Raw genomic sequence first — 2,843 nt, forward strand, 5'->3', positions numbered from 1 at the left:
GAGCAATAGCTGCCGTTCCCGCTGATCGTCTTCCGAGCATCGTCATACTCCTCCGCCCTGGCGCCATCTACAGCCCAGTCGTAGGCCTTGTCGAAGTTGGCGAGAGCATCTTCTCGACGTCGTTGACTGCAATAAATCAGCGCAAGCTCACCATATGCACCGGACGCCAAAGGTCGCAACCAGGTCTCCTTGCGATCGGACTCGAACTTCTCGGTGACGTACTTGAGGTCCCTCACGGCCGCTTCTGCCTTGCTGCTATCACCTAGCCGGAGCATGCAGGCGTACGTACGACCAGTCCCGAACTTTGCCCGAACATCGACATCGGGGACGCGTGACGTAGCTGCCGCAGCGTACACGCTCTCGTACTTTCCGATCGAAGCGTCTAGTCGACCCTTCGCTTGAGGTGTAAGTTTGCCCTCACACTTAGGGCCTGCGTGACTGATCGCCGAAAGGCCTTTTTGGTAGTCGATCTCAGCAAGCCCGAGGATCGCCCTGGCGTAGCTGCTGTCTATCGCTAGGGCGGAATTGAACTCCGCTGCTGCCCTGTCAACCGATCCGGGGCGATTTAGGCGACCCTCTGCGTTTCCCTTGAGTACGAACGCCAGCTTCTTGAGATCGTCAGCGCTTTCTGCCGTCGCAAGAATGTTCTTGAGGATGTCTATCGCGAAAGCATATTGTGAATTCGCATACGATGCTATCGCTCGAAGCATCCTGATGTATGGAGTTAGGAGCTCGCCAACAGAAGCCTTCGAAAGGCTCGCCCTCACTTCCAGGGAGTCACCTATCGTGCCAGCTCGAAACTCGTAGTAATCCGCTAGCTCTTGCGCTTCATTCCATCCGCCACGTGAGCCAATGCTCAACTCAATCTCCACCTCTATTCGCTGACCGCTTGGGGTTAATGTGAGTGACACGGCAAGCTCGGCATTGAGCTTATTCTGCACTTCGGACAGATATTGCTCGCGGTGGGCGTCGGGCTGGATGCTCCGATCACAAGTACGACCCACGCCGACTTTACCTTGATCATCTTTGAGGCCGCTTTCCACTTGAGCGAGGAAAGAGTCGTTTATGTCTTGCGCGTGCTCCTTTTCGTCGTCCGACCAGCGTCGCTTGCCGTCCGGCTGCATTGCGATATTTGCGACCGCTATTCCGTACGGCTCTGTTATCTTCTGCTCGCCCTTCACCCAACAAGGAAACACTTGTGTAGTGCCTTGCCAATCGGCTACGACACCTAGCGTCGCAAGGAGCAATGTGGGCAGCAAGAGGAATAGCGACCAACGTCTGACCATCGCTTCACGCCAGGCAAAGAACCTTTCACTTAGGCCTGGCGACACTCGTTCGTCCGAATTTGATGGTGTCGTCTCGCCCGTCGAAAGCGCACCCTCCTCAACCAGAGGCACACCTTCGTCGGGAGCGTGGGGTCCCGAGCCGGGAGGAGCATCGACGCCCGCGCAAGTGGACCTTCCGGTTAAGCCGGATGTGACCGGAAGGTCTGGGTCTGCGATATCGGGAGACGACGATGGTCCAGGAGTTGATATTGAGCCGGGGTCCTCGTTTACCTCCGCCATGCTGGACACCATATCTGCCCAGGGTCGGCGTTCCGACTGTCGGCTTTACGGTTGAAGGCCGGCGCTATACCCTCCTTGGCGCCAGTGAAGCGAAGTCGGGGTGACCGCGTGCGTACACGAAACAAACTCGCAATAGCACTCGTCGGGGTCTTGTTGTTGATCTCGGCGCTGCTCGCAACACGCGGCGGGAAGTTTCATGGAGGGACTGCGGCCAACACACCGACGCCCGGCCCCTCGGCCACTTCATCGAACGCGCCGACAGATACAGCTCCGTCACCCACATCCTCAATATCAATGGGCGCGAGCTCGCCATCCGCACGCCCAAGCAATTCCGGGCCGTCCCTGTTCATGCCGGTACAGCAATCTGGTGTCGGCGGCTTGGTTGGCGGGCACGTACCACGACCAGGAGAGACAGTGGGGCCGCGACCCACAGGGTCCGGGAACCAAATCCCTACCCGCAGTGTCTTGTCGAGAAATGATCCAGTCCCTCCTGGCATCGCAGCCCAACTTGAATACTTTCAGGGTGGCGGCGACGCGTGCGGGTTCGGCCTTTCCAACTTCGCAATTGTGGTAAGGAATCGTCCCGACCTCGATTTCATGGCGAGCCCCGATGTACTAGACGTTTGCGTCTACGGCTACGCCGCCGACGGCGACATTGTTATCGAGATTCGCGAGCCGTCAGGGAAGCTTATTGAGTGGCGAAGCCTCAAGCCGCGTCACCTCGACCTATTTAACGCCTTCCCGTTCAGGAGGATAAGTTCGGACCCAGCCGGCACCTACACTATAACCGCCACTCAGAATGGGATTATGGAAGCTGCTAGTATCGAAGTACGTCCCGCGCCTCATCCACAATTCATGGGATACGTGAACGATGCTGAAGGGCTGCCGGACTATGGCGCAGGGATAGTGGCGAAGCCGGGTGCAACTATTCGCGTGGCCGTGGGCGCATATGCGCCGAATTCGATCATTCAAATGCGCATCTACCACAATCCCCATACGCGAGCGTCTGACGGTCGAACTGTCATGGACTATTTGACCTCCCATCCCGTGAGGGTGGACTCCACCGGAGCAGGAATGTGGACTCTTAGGACGGAAGCGTCCGATCCTACTGACCAGTGTTACATGCTGCACAACGAGCTGGTAACGCGGCGTATGTATCCAGCTCCTGACTCACCTGAAGCGCCATCGATTCGATGGAACGTAACCTTTTGCCTGTTTGAGCAGCCGCTCCAGTAGCGATTGTCGCCGCTTGCATCCCATGATTTTTTCAGGGGGTAT

General features: G+C 57.5%; 1 protein-coding gene. It reads right to left on the reverse strand.

All coding sequences use genetic code 11. From position 1 onward, the window contains the following. On the reverse strand, positions 1-1,181 hold a 1,181-nt coding region (locus ACFYPH_RS31145), incomplete at its 3' end, for a hypothetical protein (RefSeq protein ID WP_387186680.1). Positions 1,182-2,843 lie beyond the last annotated feature (1,662 nt).

This window comes from Micromonospora sp. NPDC005252 (assembly GCF_042872475.1).
GTDB lineage: Bacteria > Actinomycetota > Actinomycetes > Mycobacteriales > Micromonosporaceae > Micromonospora.